Raw genomic sequence first — 16,168 nt, 5'->3', positions numbered from 1 at the left:
AGGCCCTGCCGTTATGCCGCGGCTGCCGAGAGATCACCCAAACAGGAACCGTGTTCGACTGATCAAGCCTGTCGAACGGTAAGCGGAAGGCTTCTCAGTGCTGCTCAGGCAGTCTGTAGGCTGCATGGATGATCGTCCGCTGTGTTCAGATCATCAGTCCCGCGACCGGTGCAGTGGTCAACGACCACCCAGCCGTGCGCATCGGGGCCGAGTGCCCCGTTCTGGAAGTGCTGACCACAGCGGACAAGGTGCTGCTTCGCGTTCCGGACCCCATCGACAGCCTGCCTGGGGCCTTCGACAGTCCGGGATTGTGGGACGCGGCGATGTTCACAGTCCTCAGCGACCGAATGCCCGCTTGTTGGGTTGCTGCGCTGGATGACGGAGCATTGAGTCTGGCTCCGCGGGAATGGCAGCGGCCCGGGTTCTGGGAGGACTTCTTCGACGGGGTGCCGACCGCCGTCGCCGAGTACGACCGGTGCAAGGCCGAGATTCTCAAACAGTCCTGACGCCCGGGGCAGTCCCAGTTGGGCACGTCGCCCACCCGGAGCGAGTGGAGCCAGATCAACTTCTTACGCCCGGTGGAGCCACTTCACGTTCCCGCTCTGGGGCCAAGAAAAGGGTCTGGCCCAAGTTGTGTGAGCCGACTACACGTTGTAGTCGTTGATCTTGCTTGGGTCGGTTCGGAAGTCGCCTGGTTTTCGCTCCTCGTTCGGCTGATGCGGCTGACATTCGGTCGTCGTGAGCGAGATGTCGTCCTTGGTGCAGGAGTTGTTGTTCCCGGAGGTCGCCGGTGTCACGGTCGTGGCCGTCGACACGGGCGGCGGTGTGGTCCGTGTCGAGGCCCGGTGCACGGTGGCGGGCGCCGCCTGTCCGGGCTGCGGGGACTGGTCGGAGCGGGTGCATGGCTCGTACCTGCGGTTTCCGGCGGACCTGCCCAGCGCGGGACGGCGGGTGGTGCTGTCGCTGCGGGTCCGGCGGTTCGCCTGTGCCGGTCCGTCGTGTCCGCGGCGGACTTTCGCCGAACAGGTGCCGGGTCTGACCCGGCGTCACGGCCGGGCCACCGAGCGGCTGCGTTCGGCGATGGACAGCATCGGGCTGGCCCTGGCCGGCCGGGCCGGTGCCCGTCTCGCCGAGCACATGGGGATCACGGCGAGCCGCAGCACGCTCCTGCGCCGGGTGATGGACCTGCCCGACCCGCCCAGCATCGAGCCGAGGGCCGTCGGCGTGGACGACGTCGCTCTCCGCCGTGGACACGTCTACGGAACCGTGATCATCGACGCCGAAACTCACCAGGTCCTGGACCTGCTGCCAGAGCGGGACGCGGCAACGCTCGCACCGTGGCTGGCCCGGCACCCGCAGATTGAGGTCATCTGCCGCGACCGTTCCGGCGCCTACGCGGACGCAGCGGCCTCCGCCGCACCTCAGGCCACGCAAGTGGCCGACCGCTTTCATTTATGGCAGAACATCGCCAAGGCGGCGGAGAAGACCGTCGCCGCCCACCGCGCCCGCCTGCACGATCTCCCGCCCGCCATCCCCGAGCCGGAACCCGACTGGGAGACCCCGGCCGAGCCGGTCCAGCAGGAAAACGAGGAGCCGGCCGGGAAGTTCGCCGAACGGGCTCGCACCCACCATGCCCTGGTCCACGAGCTGCTGGCCCAGAACATGGGACTGCGGGAGATCGCCCGGCACCTGGGCTGGGGCCGTCACACCGTCCAGCGGTACGCACGCGCTACGAACTGGCAGGACATGGTGAAAGGCCGCAAGCGCCAACAACCCAGCAAACTCGATCCGTTCAAGCCCTACCTGGAACACCGCTGGGCCGAAACCGCCGGCCGCGTGACTGTCCTGGCACTGCACCGGGAGATCACCGAACGTGGCTTCCGGGGCAGTTACTCCACCGTGAACCAGTGGACGCGCCGAGCCCTGACCGTGGCGGACGGCATCCCGCCACCGCTTGCCGCACCGTCCATCCGGCAGGTCACCGGTTGGATCACCCGCCACCCCGCCACCCTCACCGAAGAGGAAAAAGAGCGCAGGAAAATGGTTCTCGACCAGTGCCCGCAGTTGGAGGTCGCAGCCCAGCTGATCAGCTCGTTCGCGGAGATGCTCACCACGCTCGACGGCGGACGCCTGACCGAGTGGATCACCGACGCCATGACCGCGGGGCTGCCGGGCATCAGCACCTTCGCCGCCGGCCTGGAAGGCGACTTCGACGCGGTGACCGCAGGGCCGACCACTCCCTGGAACTCAGGTCCTGTCGAGGGGGCAGTCAACCGGATCAAGATGCTCAAAAGGCAGATGTTCGGTCGCGCCGGATTCCCACTTCTTCGCAAGCGCGTTCTCCTCGCGTGACGCTAGGTAGTCGGCTCACACAACTTGGGCCAGACCCCAAGAAAAGTTCTTACAGACAGCTGGTACTGGCCGTACGAGAACCGTTCCACGGCCTCGCACTTCCTCACCGCCCCGCCGGCGTGGGCCGCACAGTCAGCGCCCATTCGTCCCTGCGGACGGTGGTGCTCGATGGTCACCCGGGAACTCCTGGACCGCGGAGTGCTCTTGGGCAGTCAGCTGGCGCCTGATGGAGGCCCGGACTGCTGAACTCACAGGTCGTAGAGCCGCGCAGACTGGAGCCCGTACAAGCCTGAGCGCGAGCACGACGCGGGATCTAGGTAGCGCTCTGAGTAGGAGTGCTCAGGCGGGGACCCGGGCCGGGCCTGAAGGCTGAACGCATGACGACACCACCGCTGACCGGCCAGCCGTACTACCCGCCCCACCCCAGCTACCCGCCGCCGGCGCCACCGCGCGCCCGCCGGGCGCTGATCGTCGGCATGGTGGTGGCGCTGGCCCTGCTGCTGCTCGGTGGGGCCGCCACCGCGTGGTGGCTGAGTCGCGACGAGGACGGCTCCGCACTGGCCGGCCGGCCCCGGGTGACCGACACCAGGGCCGGACTGTCCTACGCGATACTCGAGCACTGGGAGCACGACGAGGCGAAAGACAAGGACCTGATCAGCGGCTTCTCCTCACAGATCACGAGGAAGGCCGCTCAGGGCGAGGCGGGCGGCACCGTCTTCGCCGGCCGGTCCCGGCAGGTGATACCGCCCTCCGACCTGCAACGACAAACGGAGTTCGCGGCCCGGTCGAACGCGGAGTTCTTCTTCCCGGACCAGGCGGTGGCGCTCGAGGAGTCCCGGTCGACGACGGTCAGCGGCCACCCGGCCCACACGGTGTGGCTCAGGGTGAAGGACAAGAAGGGCGGCCTCGCGCACCTGAGGCTGACCCTCGTCACGGTGGACGACAAGCGCTCCTCGTTCGTGCTGGGAATCGCCACGGGCACGCCGGACACGGCGACCGACGGGGAGGTCGACGCGGTCATGGAGAGCACCAAGGTGACGTGACGACCGAGTCCGGTCGGCGTGGAGGCGTCTCCTGCCGGACTGGTTCGTCCAGATGCCCGCCGCTTCGGTGGAGGCGATCAGGGCGGTCAGCAGTGCCGAGCCGACGCCGCGGCCGCGGGCGTTGGGGTGAACGTAGACGGAGTGCTCGACCACTCCGACGTACGCGCATCGGTCAGAGACCGGCACTACAGCGGCCCAGCCCAGTACCTGGCTCTCGTCGTCCAAAGCGACGAGGCGATGCTCGGGCAGTTTGGCTGCGTCGAACGCTTCCCAGGCCGGGGCCGTGGTCTCGAAGGTGGCGTTCTGCTCGTCGATGCCGAGTTGGTAGATCGCCATTACGGCCGCGGCGTGCTCTGGCTGCATAGCCGTAACCCGCACGCTGGTGGCAGTGCTCACGGTGCCACCTCGATATCGAGTTCGGCGAGCAGGCTACGTATGCGCCGCTCAATTTCGTTGCGGATCGGCCGGACGGCCTCGGCGCCCTGGCCGGCGGGGTCGTCCAGCTTCCAGTCCAGGTACTGCTTGCCCGGGAAGTACGGACAGGCATCCCCGCAGCCCATCGTGATGACGACGTCGGACGACTGGACCGCCTCCACCGTGAGTACCTTGGGGGTCTCGGTGGAGATGTCGATGCCGACCTCGCGCATGGCCTCCACCGCGGCCGGGTTCACGGCGTCGGCCGGGGCGGAGCCGGCCGAGCGGACCTGCACCTTGTCTCCGGCTAGGTGGGTGAGGAAGGCGGCGCCCATCTGGGACCGTCCGGCGTTGTGCACGCAGACGAACAGCACGGAGGGGGTGAGGGGGGTGCTCATGAGGACAGGGCGCTTTCTTCAGCAGGGCGGGAGGGTGCGGCGAGCTGCTGCTCGCCGTGCGGGACGACAATCTCGTCCCCAGTTGCGGATGCCGGGCGCCCGAAAGTGATGGCGACCAGGGCCAGTCCGGCGGCGGCTCCGGCGAGCTGGGCGGCGAGGAACGGCGTCACGGAGCCGGGCGCGATGCCGGCGAAGGTGTCGGTGAACGCCCGGCCGATGGTCACCGCCGGGTTGGCGAAGCTGGTGGAGGAGGTGAACCAGTAGGCGGAGCCTATGAAGGAGGCGACCGCGGCCGGTGCCAGGTGCGCGCGGCCTGCCTGGGTCAGACCGAAGATCAGCCAGACCAGTCCTGCGGTGGCGACCAGTTCTCCCAGCCACAGGTGGCCGGCGAACCGGTCGTGTGTGGACCAGTTCACCAGCGGTCTCGCGAACATGGCGTCCGCGAGGACCGCGCCGCCGATGGCCCCGGTGATCTGGGCGGGTATGTACGCGGCCACTTCCCGCAGGCTGAGGCCATCGGCCGTGCGGCGGCTGGTGAAGTAGGCGGCGAGCGTTACGACGGGATTGAAGTGCGCCCCAGAGATTGGTCCGAGCAGGGTGATGAGCACGCCCAGGCCGAAGACGGTTGCCAGGGAGTTGGCCAGCAGTTGCACGCCGACATCGCGGGTCAGTTCGGTCGCCTGGATCCCGGAGCCGACCACCACGGCCACCAGCGCCGCGGTGCCGACGGCCTCGGCCGCCGCACGCCGCATCAGCGGCACCGTGGCGCTCACGCGGGAGCCTTGACGGGCACGGCCGGGGTCTGCAGCAGGGCGGACAGCTTCGCCAGGGCCTCGGGCAGCACCCAGTAGTACACCCAGGTGCCGCGCCGCTCGGAGCCGACCAGGCCAGTCTCGCGCAGCACCTTCAGGTGGTGGGAGATGGTCGGCTGGGAGACGTCGAACGGGCCGATCAGGTCGCACACGCACGCCTCCCCTCCCTCGTGGGAGGCGATCAGGGACAGCAGCCGCAGTCGGATCGGGTCCGACAGCGCCTTGAACATCCGCGACAGCTCGGCCGCGTCCACTTCACCCAGCGGTTCGCGGACCATCGGGGCGCAGCAGTCCGCGTCCTGGCCGATTATTGGCAGACCAGCTTGTTTCGACATGACTCTATGTTGACAGGCGTCTAATCAAGTGGCAACCTCCACTGTATCGACAGTCGTCGATACAGGATCGTCCCGGATGGGAGACCGCCATGTCCCGAGTCCAGCTCGCCCTTCGCGTTGCCGACCTGGAAGGCTCGATCGCCTTCTACTCCAAGCTGTTCAACACCGAGCCCGCCAAGCGGCGGGAGGGCTACGCCAACTTCGCCATCACCGAGCCTGCGCTGAAGCTCGTCCTCATCGAGGGCGAGGCAGGCGAGGAGACGCGCCTGGACCACCTCGGTGTCGAGGTCGCCAGCACCGAGGAGGTCACCGCCGCCACGACCCGGCTCAAGGAGGCGGGCCTGGCCACGTTCGAGGAGAACGACACCTCCTGCTGCTACGCCCTGCAGGACAAGGTGTGGGTGACCGGCCCGGGCAAGGAGCCGTGGGAGGTGTACGTGGTCAAGGCCGACGCAGAGACCCTCGGCAAGAGCGCCGACACCACGCCGGAGGCGTGCTGCGGCACCACCGCCTGCTGCACCCCCGAGGAGCAGGCCGTCGATGCGTCCCAGACCCCGGCCGAGGCGAAGGCCGCCGCCGGCTGCGCCTGCGGCAGCTGAGCCGCTACCTGCCTGGCGGGGCCTGCGCCGGCAGCGCGCGGACCACCGCATGGCCGGCGAGGGAGTCGACACCCGCGAATGCGACGCCGTCGTCTTCGCGGATGTCCGCGGCTCGATGCCCGACCTGGTCCAGGCCGTCGGCCGCGCCCTGCGTATGCACCCGGGCGAAGGCAAGATTGCCACCCTGGTCGTGCCGGCATTCCTCGCCCCCGGCGAGGGCGGGACGCCATGCTCACCTCCCGCGTACAACGGGCTGGCCAAGCTGCTGTCCGCGCTGCGCGCACACGACGCCCGCATCGAGAAGGTGACCGAGCCCGGCACTCCGCGCACCCACGTTCCCGAGCCCCGCGACGAATCCCGCGACTGGGACGATGACCTGGACCAGGAGGCCGATGGCGAGGAAGCGGCGACGGTCAGCCGGCCTGCGAAGGGCCTGCTGCGGTTCTCCGCCCCGCGCGACGCGCGCCAGCTGGCCGCGTTCATCGAGCTGCGGGTCCTCAACTCCGAGCGGGTGCACTGGCGGCGCGGCATCCAGGCCGCCCAGCGCTACGCCAAGGAGCACCAGGACCTGCGCGTGCCGTACGGCTACCGCACCCCCGCCGACTGGTCCCCCGCCGACTTCCCGCTCGGCGTGTGGGTCTCCGACTGCCGCCGGCACTACAACGCCGACCGCCTGGACGCCGAGCGCGTCGCCCAGCTCCAAGCCCTCGGCATGGTCTGGTCGCACTTCGACGCCGGCTTCGAAGAGGGCCTGGCCGCGGCCGCCGCCTGGGCCGACGAACGCGAAGTCGGCCTGGCCGCACCGGTGGACGCCGTCCACGGCGAGTACCCGGTGGGCCGCTGGCTGAAGAACCAGAGGGCTGCCACACGCCGGGCCGCCGAGCTCGAACGCTGCCGCGCCGAAGGCCTGCCCGAGCCGGAGGGCGGCACCGCGCCCCTGTCCGACGAGCGCCGGCAGGCCCTCGAGGAGATCGACCCCGGCTGGTGCCCGACGGGGAGCATCGACTGGCAGCGCGCCTTCCGGCTCGCCTGGAACCACACCAAGGCCGGCGGCACGCTGCCGGACAAGGCCGGACAGGCCGTCGCGGACAGAGAAGACCTGGGCAAGTGGGCCGCCGTCTAGCGCGCCGGCTACGCCAAGCTGACCGCGACCCAGCAGTGGATGCTCACCAGCGTGCGGGATATCACGGCTGCGCCGGCCAAGCGCACCCGGGCTGAGATGCGGGCCCAGAACCTGGCCGCCGCCCGGCAGTACCACGAGCGCGAGGGGCACCTGGAGGTTCCGCGCAGCCACACCGAGCACTTCGGCGGAGAGACCGTGCGGCTGGGCTCCTGGGTCAGCCAGCAGCGCGTGAAGGCCGCCAAGCTGTTGCCCGAGCGGGTGGCAGACCTGTCGGCCCTCGGGATGCGCTGGGCGTGAGGGCAAGGGCATCATCTCCCAGGATGTCCGAGCTTTCTGCTTGCGCACATCCCGCTACCGCGGCCTCGACAAGACCCGGCTGCAGCACCACTTCACCGGAGTTATGCCGATAGCCGTGACACTGACGACTCTCGTCACTTCAGGGGCGGCAGCGAGCGGAGTGTCCCACCGGACCGGGACGTTTGCCAACGTTGACCCAGGTACCTGCGGAAGCCTGAGCACGCTCGAATCCCAGCTGCGACACCGGAGGACCGGCGTGGTCTGTAGCCGGGTGTGAGAAGTTGAGGTAGAGGAACCCCCGCTGAAGATAGATTGACCGTAGAGAGTGCCTGGCGAGACGCCCAGCAGCCTAGCGATCGAGGTGATCGAGCAGCCGGGTCGGGCAGGAGGTCGCGGGCATGCGCGGATGATCTCTTCGGTTGCGGCGGTGCGGCGCCCGTCGATCCTGCCGGGGCGCGGACTGCGTCCAGGCCCTCGTTGGTGCCGATGACGATCAGCTCGCGGATGAACTCGGCCTGGGCGGCGATGATGTGGAAGACAACCCCCGGCCCGGCAGCGGCCCCGGACAGGAGAACCCATGACCGGCACCGACGACACACAGGCCAGGCAGATCTCCGACACCTGGCAGCGCATCGACACCTGGCTACGTGACCACGCCCCCGCCACCCACGCCGCACTCAGGCCCGGCGCAGCCGAGAACGAGATCGCGGCCGTCCAGGACGCCACCGACGCCCGCATCCCCCACGAACTGAAGACGCTGTGGCGCCTGACCGCGGGCGACAACGGCATCAACGGAGCCGGATTCCTGCTGGGAAACCAGGCCCTGATGAGCCTGGACGCCGTCACCGCCTTCCACCGCCAGCAGATGAATGCCCAACGGCACGAAGAAACCCTCAACGCCAACCGCCAGACACCAGGCGACGACCAGACCACGATATGGAAGACGTCTTGGATACCGGTGTGCTCCTTCGGTGTCACCGACCGCACCTCCGGCCTTTACCTCGACACCGAGACCGGCTACCTGGGCCACTGGAGCCGGTACAACGAAGACCGGGGCGACGAAGACGAACGCGACACACTGACCACCTACCTGGAAGAAATCGCCGACAGCCTTGAAACGCCCTCCCTGGCCACACGCGACAAGCCGGGACTGATCAACGGAGCCCTCGTATGGGGCAGCATGATCAACCCCGATCAGGAAGACCAGTGGGTCCCCTTCGAAGGATGAAACACGCGAAAGGGGGGACCGGCCGTTGGCCGGTCCCCCCTTCAGCGCGTCGTCAGGACGCCTCAGCCGACCTTGCGCCAGGCGCAGGTGGTGTTGGCGTTCGCGCAGTGCTCGAACCCGGGGTTGGAGACGAAGAATCCGTCATCGTCCAGCATGCGCCACGAAGGAGCCGGGAAGCTCTTGAAGGCTTGCTGGTTTTGCGTGCTCGCAATAGCCGCCCGGCCGCACCGCTCCGTGCCGTCGGGCCCGTCCACAGCCTTTCGTGTGTCGGCGAGGAGGCCGAAGTTGGCCGAGCCGTCTCCCATCTTGTCGGTGAAGAGCTGGGCACACTGGTCCCCGTTGGTGACCTGGTTGACGCCGCCGGGGAAGCCTCCGCTCTCGTGGGTGGAGGCCATGGCGTACTCGTCGCAGTCCACCGAGCCCACGGAGGCGTCAGAAGAATGCGCGGTCCAGTTGCCGCACACCTTGTTGCGGCTGTTGTCCGACGTCCACGGCTTGCCGGTGTTGGGGTTGGTGACCGTGGTGTCCGGGCCGAGATAGTGCAGGAGGGAGTCCCACCTCACCGAGCCGGCGTGGTCGGGCATCTTCTCCTGCATCAGCCAGTAGTAGGCACCGGCCGCCGGGTACAGGTTGGTGTCGACGGTGTAGGTCGGCTTGAAGAACGGCAGCACACAGCCGGGCGCCACACCCTTGAGGATGTCGTCGCAGCGGGGGGCGAGTTCGCGGACGCGCACGTCACCACTGGTGCCGAAGTTCGCCGTTGCGGGGTTTCCGCCGGCGTTCACGGTGGCGGTGATGGACCATCCGAGGTCGATGGTCTCCTTGCCCGTGCCGGACCAGGTGGTCTGGACGGTGCCCCACCGGCCGCCGTACCGGCCGTCCATCTCGATGGGCCAGTACGCGTCAACACCTGCGGGGTTGTTCTGGTTGTCCGCCCACCTGATGTTCGACGTCACACAGGACTTGCACGTCGATCCGACGTTCCACTTCATGTGGACGCCTTTGAGTTCGGGGTCGATGTGCGTCGGCTCCAACATGATCTGCTGGTCGAACTCGGCGAAGTTGGAGCCGCTTCCTCCCTTGTTCGGGTAGGCCTTGATGCGCTGCTCGATGTTGAAGGTGGCGGTGCCCAGTGCGGGCTTCTCAGGATCGGTGTCGGTGAAGATCAGTGTGCCGCTGCCGATGGTCTTCAGGCAGGCTTCGGCGCGGGTCATGTAGTCCTTGCCGGACGGTTTGTCGTAGCACCAGTCGACCAGCTCGACGGCCGGGCTCACCGGCGCGGGCGCCCGGAGCGCGTTCTTAGCCTTCTTGGAGGGCGGGTTCAGCTCGATACACAGCTTGTGCCCCTGGGCGTCCGGCTTGCCGCACGTGCGCTTATGGGCGGGGGCCTTGAGGGTCGTGCCGTCCTTGCGCAGGGTGGGCAGCGCCAGGCCCGGGTCGGTGCGCGTGAACTCGATGATCTTCTGCGCGACCGGGTCGATCGTCGAGGATGCCTGCGGGGCGGGGAAGGTCACATAGGGGTCGATGCGGAAGTTCGCCCAAGGTGACCAGGTTGTCTCGTACAGGCTGCCGTCAAAGGCGTTGGTGTGGAACGTGTACGTCACGCCCGGCTTCAGCTTCCCGTACGGGACAGGGACAGACGCGGGTTTGCCGGAGGCTACGTAGGGGGAGACCAGGACGCCATAGGGGTTGGCGTCGGTCAGCTTGACCTGGGACTTCGGCTTGCCGCTGGCGTCAGTCGTCCACACCTCGAAGGTCAGGGTGCTCTTGTCGCCGTCTGCGTCGGTGACCGTGTTACTTAAGACGGCCTCGGGTGCGATGACGCGCCAGGTGCTGCCGCTCTTCTTGAACTGCGGGCCGGCCGAGGGGTTCTTGCCCGATACGGGGCGCGATCCAGCGGCTGCCGCGTCTTCGGGCCCGGCTGCTGGACGCGACGCCGGAGCAGCGGAAGGGGTGGGACTCGGCGTGAAGTCGGCGGCTGACGCCGTTCCCACTCCCGCGAGCAGAGCGAAGACGGCGCCTGCGGCCACGTGCCGCAGGGTCGACAGGGTGCGTATGCGTCTCAACTTCGAATCCTCCTTGAGGGTACGTATGTTCGACGCAAGCTCATCAGACGCACCCTCAAGGCCATATGGCCAAGGACATGGTTTACCCCGCACCGAGAAAGTCCAGCCAATAGCGGGTGACGTCAACGAACGTGTCACCAGCCGCAAGTGATAGCAGCCGACCTTCCTGAGGTGGAAGACGAGTCCACTGCGGAACGCGCCGGGTCCCGCCGCATCCCTACAGAAGCTGTTTTCCTTCGTGATCAACCACGCAACCGCAATCCCCGCCGCAGGGCTCAACTACCGTTGGGTAACTACGGATTACGTTCTTGATGTGACGTTCCGTCAAAATTCATCGTGGATGACTGGACGTTTCGCGCCGCTGTGACGGCATTAGGGGTGAGAGCCGCCACCGCCGCTCTCCCGGCCCGCGGGGGAGGCCGGACGAACATCGCAAAAGGACCGAGCATGTGCGACGGCACACCGTCGGCAGAAGGCGTTCGTGGGGAACCAGGCCGCCTGCCAGCAACACCAGGCCCCCCTCAAGCCCCAGCAGGCGGCTCCCCGCGGGGAAGGAAGTGACCGACCGCCGCGCCGTGCTGGGGCACGGCCCGCCTTGAGGAGCACCACCCGGTGGTGTACGACTCATTCGTCCTGGACAAGCGGGACGACTACGTCGCATACGCGACGTTCAAACTGGGCTCGCTCGACGATGCCCGCGAGGTCGTCAACGAGGCCTGTTTCAAGCTCTATTTGCGCTGGGACGAGGCGCTGGCGAGTGAGAACACGGCCGCCTACGCCCTCTTCCTCGAGGGCCTGCTGCGCGACGAACCCGTCGAAGCCGTGTACTGCTACCGCTCCCTGGACGCCAGCGGATTCCTGTGCGATGAGGACTGGGACACCTCCCCCGCGCGCATCAGTGCTGCCGAACCGGCACTGCGCGCTGAGGTCGACGAGCACCTCCAGGAGGTGACCGGGCCAGCGGGGGCCGAGCTGGCTTCGAACGAGTCTTCTGGCCCCAGAGGAACGCTTGGGTTCTAAAGGTCGTTGCAACACCAGCCCTTGAGGGATGTTGCGACGACCAAGCCGCGTCGGAACCGTACGAAGCGTGGACCTGCCCCGCAGGTGGAGAAGCGCGATCAATACCTTCGGCTCATGGCGCAGGGAATGAGCAACTCGGCCGCGTGCCGCGAGGTGGGTATCAACCGTAGGACCGGGGCCCGATGGAGGTACGGACGCAAGGACGCTGATCGGACAGGACGCGAACGGTTCTACCCGCCGATCGCTGAGGAGCGGGACGCCCGTGCGATCTCTCAGCGGTACCTGTCGGAGGATGAGCGGATCACCATCGCCGACCTGCTGCGTGCGAAGAAGTCCCTGCGCGCGATCGCCCGCGAGCTCGGCCGGGACCCAGCCACGATCAGCCGCGAGGTGTGCCGCAACCGCGACCCGCGCACGGGGAAGTACCACCCGTTCCAGGCCCAGCGGCGGGCCGCCGTGCGGCGAGCCCGCTCCAAGGAAGGAAAGATCCGACGCGATCCGGAGCCGAGCACCACCGCGCCTGCGGCCTTGAGCCGCGACACCTGCACCGCGTCCTCGGCCGGCATGTAGTTCCGGTGTAGCGGCATGCCCCAGGTCGTGGGCAGCCCGGCGCTTCACATGTGCAGCCGCAGTGCAGCCGGGCCTGAGATTGTGAAGCGGGTTCTGAGACCCCACATGCGGTGTAGGGTCTCCCCGCTCGCCTCACACGGCGGCGCTCTGACCTGGACTGTCTCACGACTTCACATCCGCGAGGGCCCGGCCGAGTCTCACTGCGGCACGGGCATGACGCTGCTGTTCACCGTGGCCAGCGATGCTGAGACAGGGGTCAACCTGCGGATCTTCACCTGCCCTGCCTACCACCGTCACGCTTTCCAGGTAGACCTGCGCTGACTCAGCCCATCACGCGCCGCGACCCATTCAGCGGGCGCTGCCGAGGTTGCGGTCGGCGTCGGAGCCCTTGAGCATCAGGGTGGTCTCCTCGATGCGTTGGAAGCGGCCGTCGGGGGCGAGGTCGGCGAAGACGTAGACCTCCATGCTGACGGTCGAGCCGTCCTTCTTCGTGATGTGGCAGGAGTGCCGGTCGGCGTACTTGTTGCCGTCGTACAGCTCCTCGTGCACTTCGACTTCGCCGCCGGCGACGAGCGTGCGCAGGTGGGCGATGTGGTCGAGGAACTGGGTTCGGTCCGCCCACTCGCCGTCCGTGCGCTGCCGGTAGTCGGGGGTGAAGTGGCGGTCGGCGGCCTCGTCAAGGGTGATCTCGTCGTTGAGGAGCAGGTCGGTGAGTGCGGACTTGATGCCGGTGCGGGTCATGGGAGTTCCTTACAAGCAGAGCCGAGTGAGAAGGGATCCGTGGCGGTGCCCGGCGGCCCGGGAACGTCAGGCTGTCGTGGCGAAGGTGTCGTCGAGCCAGTCGTAGATGCGGGCAAGGGAGAGGCGCATGGCTCCGGGGTGGCAGTGGGCGCCGGCGCCTTCTTCGGCAGTGAACACCATGAGGGTCCTGGGGCAGGTGAGGTGGTCGTAGAGCTGCTCGGGCTGGCCCTTGAAGAATTCGTCCTCGGCGGCGTCGCAGACGAGGGTGGGGCACTGGATCTGCTCGGCGATGCCGTTGTCGAGGGTGTAGTCGAGGTAGGAGGCGCTGAAGGCGCGGGGGGTGTCGACGCCCATGACGTACATGCCGTGGTTGATCGCCCAGCGTGCAGTCGCGTCCTCGGCCATGATCTGCTCGAATGCGGCGTCGAGTTCGGGGGCGGACTCCGCACGCAGGAGCTGTTCGGCCGCCTTGCGGTCGCCGGGGATGTTGCGGACGGATATCTGGCCGAGGTCGTAGACGCCGTCGACGGCGATCAGCGCGGCGAGCCGGTGCTCGAAGGCCGCGGCCCGCGGCGCGAGGATGCCCCCCATGCTGGAACCGAGCAGCGCGATACGGCTGTTGTCGACCTCGGGGAGGGTTTGCGCGAAGTCCACCACGGGAGTGATGACGTTCTCCCAGTCGAGGCGGAAGACCAGGCCCTCGCGGTGCCGCGGCCCGGGCTGTCCGGGGCCGTCGAAGACCAGCACGGTGTAGCCGCGCTCCACGGCCGCGAGCGCGCCGCTGAAGTGAAGTTCCTCGGCGGTGCCATCGAAGCCGGAGTGCATGATCAGGGTCGGCCGGGGCGTGCCGGAGTCGTCGGCGCGGTAGAGGTAGCCGGGCAGGGTGGTGTCCTCGTACGGGATGCGCACCGGCTCGATACGCGGGCCGGTGTAGAGGGCGGCGGCGGCCTGGAAGCAGGCGACGCTGCGGTCGTAGGCGTGGTCGTGACGGGGGTCGCACGGATTGCCGTGCAGGAAGAACTCCGCCGACCGGTAGTAGTTCGAGGCTCGCAGAAACCCGTCCCGGGCGCTGACCTTGTGCCCGGCCTCCAGGGCCTTCTCGGCCTCTGCGGACACACGGTCGGCGGTGGCGAGCCACTCGGTGTGCCAGCTGTCGTAGTCGCCCTCGATGATGCGCTCGCCGGTGGAGACGACCTCGCCGAAGTCGGCGCCGCCGTAGGCGATGTGGCTCATCGAGCGCAGGGTCTCGTACCAGAACTGGGTGTTGTTCGGGAACAGCAGCTGCTTCATGTCACTCTCCTCAGGACCGCAAGCACAGATCTGTGCTTGCGGTGAACTGTAGACCCTCCAGGCGTCACGAAGCAAATATCTGTGCTTACGATGGGTTCGTGAGCCAACAGCCATCTCCACGCATCCGCAAGAGCCCCGAGCAGGTCCGCGCGGCCGTCCACCAGGCCGTGATCGACCTGCTGTCCGACCCGGAAGGAGCCGACCTCACCATTCCCGCGATCGCACAACGCGCGGGCGTGAACCACACCAGCATTTACCGGCGTTGGGGCGGCCCGGAGGCATTGTTGGCCGACGTGGTCACCACCCGCCTCGAACGCGACTGGCCGCTGAAGGACACCGGCAGCCTGCGCGGCGACCTCATCGCCTGGGCCGAGGCCGGGGTGGCGAACATCAGCACACCCGAAGGCCGGCTCCTCGTACGCGCCGTCGCCCTGTCCATGCCCAGCAGCCCCACGGCACAGGCGGAACGCGCACAGCAGTTCCAGCGCCGGATCGCCGCCATCGAGCGCATCCGTGAGCGGGCCGCGGTCCGCGGCGAGAGCCCCCCGCCTCTGGAGCAGATCCTCGACCAGCTCATCGCACCGCTGTATCTGAGGGCGATCTTCGGCATCGACCCGCCGGCCTCCGGCTATCCGGAACTGCTCGTGGACAGACTGCTCGGCAACGGGAGTGAGCCGGACACGGCTTGAGCGTCGTGAACTTGCACCTCCGCTCACAGACGGGCTCTCGGGGCCGTCCGCTTGCGCAACCGCTGGTCCCGGAGGACGCCATCCTGTACGTCGACCGCACCGGCATTCCCTGGCGCTACCTGCCACATGACTTTGCGCCGTGGGAAACGGTCTACGGCTACTTCGCCGCCTGGAGAAGGAAGGCATCCTCGGCCAGCTCAACGGCCTGCTGCGTCATCTGGTGCGAGAGGCCGAAGGCCGGGATGCCGAACGGAGCGCCTGCGTGCTGGACGCCCAGAGTGTGAAGACTTCCGCGAACGTGCCCGCGGCCGGCCAGGGCATCGATGCGGGCAAGAAAATCGCCGGCCGCAAGCGCTACATCGGGGTGGACACCCTCGGCCTGCTGTTGGCCGTCTGGGTCACCGCGGCGAGCGTGTCCGAGAACGTCGGCGGCATGCATGTGCTGTCCCGCATCGCAGAAGCGCACCCGCGAGTGACCAAGGCGTGGGCGGATACCGGCTACCGCACGCAAGCTGTCGACCACGGCGCCCGCCTCGGCATCGACGTCGAGATCGTCCAACGCGAGGCCGGTGTCAAGGTTCAAGGTGATCCCCCGGCGCTGGGTTGTCGAGCGGACCTTCGGCCGGCTGATGCACCACCGCAGTCTCGCCCGCGACTACGAGACCCACTCCCACCGCTCCGAAGCCACAATCCACGTCGCGATGATCGACCTCATAAGCCGACGCCTTACCCGTGAATCCACCTTGGACTGGCGCGACACCTCAACCTCGAATCAAACACTCCCACCGGGACAAAACGCTCTTTCATACCCCGCCCGGCCGCGTGCGCCGCCGGTGCCAGGCCCGTTTGCGACAGCGGGGAGAGCAGTACCGTGCCGAGATAGGGCGGTCCACCCCGACCGTCCAACTCACGCCGCACTCCGGACAGTTCACTGGCCGCCTGGACCGCCTCGGTCCTCGACCTCGTCCGCCGCAGCCAGCACCAGTGCCGCGAACGACAAGCTGACGAACAGAACACCGCCGTCGACTTCGCCGACGGCATCAGCGGACCACCGCAACCCCCGGCGCAACCGCGGCCCGGCGTCCTGGTCCTCGACCCCCATCAGCCGCACCCCGCAGTCCTCCGCGAGCGAGCACAGCCGCCGTGACAGCGTGAGACCGCCACTGCGCTGCACCTTGGCGATCGCCACAT

Annotated in this window: 16 protein-coding genes and 5 pseudogenes; 12 read left to right on the top strand and 9 right to left on the bottom strand. The window is 68.0% G+C overall.

The window, feature by feature from the left end:
- Positions 1-128 precede the first annotated feature (128 nt).
- The 3 genes from AB0D12_RS40170 (at position 129) to AB0D12_RS40160 (ending at position 3,395) form a co-directional block, all read left to right on the top strand.
- Positions 129-506, top strand: a complete 378-nt coding sequence (locus tag AB0D12_RS40170) for a hypothetical protein (protein ID WP_362694742.1) — start codon at positions 129-131, stop codon at positions 504-506.
- Between the two features lie 241 nt (positions 507-747).
- Positions 748-2,352, top strand: a complete 1,605-nt coding sequence (locus AB0D12_RS40165; RefSeq protein WP_362694751.1) for an ISL3 family transposase — start codon at positions 748-750, stop codon at positions 2,350-2,352.
- A 377-nt stretch (positions 2,353-2,729) separates the two neighbouring features.
- On the top strand, positions 2,730-3,395 hold the full coding sequence (locus AB0D12_RS40160) for a hypothetical protein (protein ID WP_362694754.1): 666 nt from the start codon (positions 2,730-2,732) through the stop codon (positions 3,393-3,395).
- Positions 3,396-3,428: 33 nt separating this feature from the next.
- Here AB0D12_RS40160 and AB0D12_RS40155 read toward each other — a convergent pair.
- The 4 genes and pseudogenes from AB0D12_RS40155 to AB0D12_RS40140 all read right to left on the bottom strand — a co-directional run.
- Positions 3,429-3,758, bottom strand: a pseudogene (locus AB0D12_RS40155) (N-acetyltransferase family protein); the annotation flags it as partial.
- 29 nt (positions 3,759-3,787) lie between these two features.
- The gene (locus AB0D12_RS40150) at positions 3,788-4,207 is read right to left on the bottom strand and encodes an arsenate reductase ArsC (protein ID WP_362694739.1); all 420 of its coding nucleotides are present in this window, start codon (positions 4,205-4,207) and stop codon (positions 3,788-3,790) included.
- Positions 4,204-4,959 carry an aquaporin gene (locus tag AB0D12_RS40145; protein WP_362694748.1) on the bottom strand — a complete coding sequence of 252 codons (756 nt, stop codon included), beginning with the start codon at positions 4,957-4,959 and terminating at the stop codon, positions 4,204-4,206. Before AB0D12_RS40145 ends, AB0D12_RS40150 begins: the two co-directional genes overlap by 4 nt.
- Before the next feature lie 17 nt (positions 4,960-4,976).
- Entirely contained in the window at positions 4,977-5,354 is a 378-nt protein-coding gene (locus AB0D12_RS40140; protein WP_362694736.1) for a metalloregulator ArsR/SmtB family transcription factor, read from the bottom strand.
- 89 nt (positions 5,355-5,443) lie between these two features.
- On the opposite strand from AB0D12_RS40140, the gene AB0D12_RS40135 reads away from it, so the two are divergent.
- From AB0D12_RS40135 to AB0D12_RS40120, 4 genes are all read left to right on the top strand, one after another.
- The gene (locus tag AB0D12_RS40135; protein ID WP_362694733.1) at positions 5,444-5,953 is read left to right on the top strand and encodes an ArsI/CadI family heavy metal resistance metalloenzyme; all 510 of its coding nucleotides are present in this window, start codon (positions 5,444-5,446) and stop codon (positions 5,951-5,953) included.
- A 49-nt stretch (positions 5,954-6,002) separates the two neighbouring features.
- Positions 6,003-7,076: a Helicase associated domain protein gene (locus AB0D12_RS40130; protein ID WP_362694730.1), complete on the top strand. Its 1,074-nt coding sequence runs from the start codon at positions 6,003-6,005 to the stop codon at positions 7,074-7,076.
- Positions 7,077-7,127: 51 nt separating this feature from the next.
- A complete protein-coding gene (locus AB0D12_RS40125) occupies positions 7,128-7,373 on the top strand; it encodes a helicase associated domain-containing protein (RefSeq protein ID WP_362694727.1) in 246 nt (81 codons plus the stop codon).
- Positions 7,374-7,950: 577 nt separating this feature from the next.
- The gene (locus AB0D12_RS40120) at positions 7,951-8,601 is read left to right on the top strand and encodes an SMI1/KNR4 family protein (protein WP_362694725.1); all 651 of its coding nucleotides are present in this window, start codon (positions 7,951-7,953) and stop codon (positions 8,599-8,601) included.
- 62 nt (positions 8,602-8,663) lie between these two features.
- On the opposite strand, the gene AB0D12_RS40115 is transcribed toward AB0D12_RS40120, so the two are convergent.
- On the bottom strand, positions 8,664-10,667 hold the full coding sequence (locus tag AB0D12_RS40115) for a hypothetical protein (protein WP_362694723.1): 2,004 nt from the start codon (positions 10,665-10,667) through the stop codon (positions 8,664-8,666).
- Between the two features lie 612 nt (positions 10,668-11,279).
- Here AB0D12_RS40115 and AB0D12_RS40110 point away from each other — a divergent pair.
- The 3 genes and pseudogenes from AB0D12_RS40110 to AB0D12_RS40100 form a co-directional block, all read left to right on the top strand.
- Complete coding sequence (locus AB0D12_RS40110; protein WP_362694720.1) at positions 11,280-11,687, top strand: hypothetical protein; 408 nt, start codon at positions 11,280-11,282, stop codon at positions 11,685-11,687.
- A 114-nt stretch (positions 11,688-11,801) separates the two neighbouring features.
- Positions 11,802-11,867: pseudogene (locus tag AB0D12_RS40105) on the top strand (hypothetical protein); the annotation flags it as partial.
- 102 nt (positions 11,868-11,969) lie between these two features.
- Positions 11,970-12,092 (top strand): annotated as a pseudogene (locus AB0D12_RS40100) (helix-turn-helix domain-containing protein); the annotation flags it as partial.
- A 98-nt stretch (positions 12,093-12,190) separates the two neighbouring features.
- Here AB0D12_RS40100 and AB0D12_RS40095 read toward each other — a convergent pair.
- The 3 genes and pseudogenes from AB0D12_RS40095 to AB0D12_RS40085 form a co-directional block, all read right to left on the bottom strand.
- Positions 12,191-12,298 (bottom strand): annotated as a pseudogene (locus AB0D12_RS40095) (amidase family protein); the annotation flags it as partial.
- A gap of 307 nt (positions 12,299-12,605) precedes the next feature.
- A complete protein-coding gene (locus tag AB0D12_RS40090) occupies positions 12,606-12,998 on the bottom strand; it encodes a nuclear transport factor 2 family protein (protein ID WP_362694717.1) in 393 nt (130 codons plus the stop codon).
- Between the two features lie 66 nt (positions 12,999-13,064).
- On the bottom strand, positions 13,065-14,288 hold the full coding sequence (locus tag AB0D12_RS40085; protein ID WP_362694714.1) for an alpha/beta fold hydrolase: 1,224 nt from the start codon (positions 14,286-14,288) through the stop codon (positions 13,065-13,067).
- 98 nt (positions 14,289-14,386) lie between these two features.
- Here AB0D12_RS40085 and AB0D12_RS40080 point away from each other — a divergent pair, with 98 nt between their 5' ends.
- A complete protein-coding gene (locus AB0D12_RS40080; RefSeq protein ID WP_362694711.1) occupies positions 14,387-14,977 on the top strand; it encodes a TetR/AcrR family transcriptional regulator in 591 nt (196 codons plus the stop codon).
- A 74-nt stretch (positions 14,978-15,051) separates the two neighbouring features.
- Positions 15,052-15,738: pseudogene (locus AB0D12_RS40075) on the top strand (IS5 family transposase); the annotation flags it as partial.
- A gap of 167 nt (positions 15,739-15,905) precedes the next feature.
- Here the strand turns inward: AB0D12_RS40075 and AB0D12_RS40070 are convergent.
- A partial coding sequence (locus AB0D12_RS40070) for a hypothetical protein (protein ID WP_362694745.1) occupies positions 15,906-16,168 on the bottom strand: 263 nt, incomplete at its 5' end.

Origin of the sequence: Streptomyces sp. NPDC048479 (genome assembly GCF_040651435.1) — a bacterium.
In the GTDB taxonomy this organism is placed as follows: Bacteria; Actinomycetota; Actinomycetes; order Streptomycetales; family Streptomycetaceae; genus Streptomyces.
The sequence above is the reverse complement of the archived record's forward strand: the minus strand, read 5'-3'. Positions and strand labels throughout refer to the sequence as shown.